1 protein-coding gene is annotated in these 1283 nt (G+C 57.8%); it reads right to left on the bottom strand.

Going from position 1 to position 1283, the window contains the following annotated elements:
• Positions 1-61 precede the first annotated feature (61 nt).
• Positions 62-1200, bottom strand: a protein-coding gene (locus tag ACMU_RS18540) for an IS3 family transposase (protein ID WP_152544686.1) whose coding sequence is annotated in 2 segments (ribosomal slippage) — positions 62-936 and positions 936-1200 — 1140 coding nt in all. Because the reading frame shifts where the segments join, the coding sequence is not laid out codon by codon here.
• Between the last annotated feature and the right edge of the window lie 83 nt (positions 1201-1283).

Genomic DNA, 1283 nt, shown 5'->3' with positions numbered 1-1283 from the left:
AGAGGTGGCTCGGTTCGTTTGAACAGTTTGGAGCCGTATCGTAAGTGGATTTCCCGCTCGGTTATGCCGCGACCGGAATTGGCCGTGGCGTGTTGAGGTATGCCTGAACGGGCGTCTGCCCGTCCAGCGATGAGTGTGGTCTTCGTGTGTTGTAGAAGACAATGTAGCGGCGCAGGCTTTCGCGGGCGGCCGACACGCTGTCATAGGCTCGCAGGTAGACCTCCTCGTATTTGATGGTCCGCCACAGCCGTTCGACGAAGACGTTGTCGCGCCAAGCGCCCTTGCCGTCCATGCTGATCTGGATGTCCGCGTCTTTCAGCGCCTTGATGAAGTCGATCGACGTGAATTGGCTGCCCTGGTCCGTGTTCATGATGTCAGGTTTGCCGTGGTGGCGCATGGCATCTTTCAAAGCCTCGATGCACGGGCCAGTTTCCAGCGTCGTTGACAGCCGCCACGCCAGAACCTTCCGGCTGAACCAGTCGAGGACGGCGACGAGGTAGACGAAGCCACGCGCCATAGGAATGTAGGTAATGTCCATGGCCCAGACCTGGTTCGGGCGGGTCACAGCGAGCTTTCTCAGCAAATAGGGATAGACCTTGTGGCCGGTTGCCGGTTTCGACGTGTTCGGCTTGCGATACAAGGCCCGGATGCCCATCCGCTTCATGCAGGTCGCCACATGCAGCCGCCCGGCGGTAAAGTCTTCCTGGCGCAAAAGTCCTTTCATCATCCGGCTGCCTGCGAACGGATACTCCATGTGCAATTCGTCGATCCGGCGCATCAGCTTGAGGTCGGCTTCGTTGGCCGGGCGTGGTTCATAGTAGAGGCTGCCACGGCTGATCCCGAGCAGATCGGCTTGGCGGCTCAGGCTCAATGTGTGTGATCGATCCGTCATTTCTTTGCGCTCGGCAACAGACCGGCCTTGTCGAGCGCTCCTTCCAAAAAATCGTTTTCCAATGTCAGCTGGCCAATCTTTGCATGCAATGATTTGACATCGATCTCTGGCTCTTTCGACGCTTTCGGCTTGCCATCGAAAACATCCGTCACGCCGTCGAGAAGTTGATCCTTCCACTGCTTGATCTGGTTCGGATGCACGTCGAACTGCGTCGCCAGCTCGTTCATCGTCTTGTCGCCCTTCAAGGCCGCCAACGCGACTTTCGCCTTGAATGCAGGGCTGTGGTTCCGTCGTGGTCGTCTTGCCATTTTCGCTCCTTCGTCCCGACACGCTGCCGGATCAGGAGCGGAAAATCCACATAACTCACCTGTTCAGATTTCTCAGGCCACCT

The sequence above is a fragment of the Actibacterium mucosum KCTC 23349 genome, assembly GCF_000647975.1.
GTDB lineage: Bacteria > Pseudomonadota > Alphaproteobacteria > Rhodobacterales > Rhodobacteraceae > Actibacterium > Actibacterium mucosum.
Note: the sequence above shows the minus strand (reverse complement) of the source record. Positions and strands in the feature narration are given on the sequence as shown.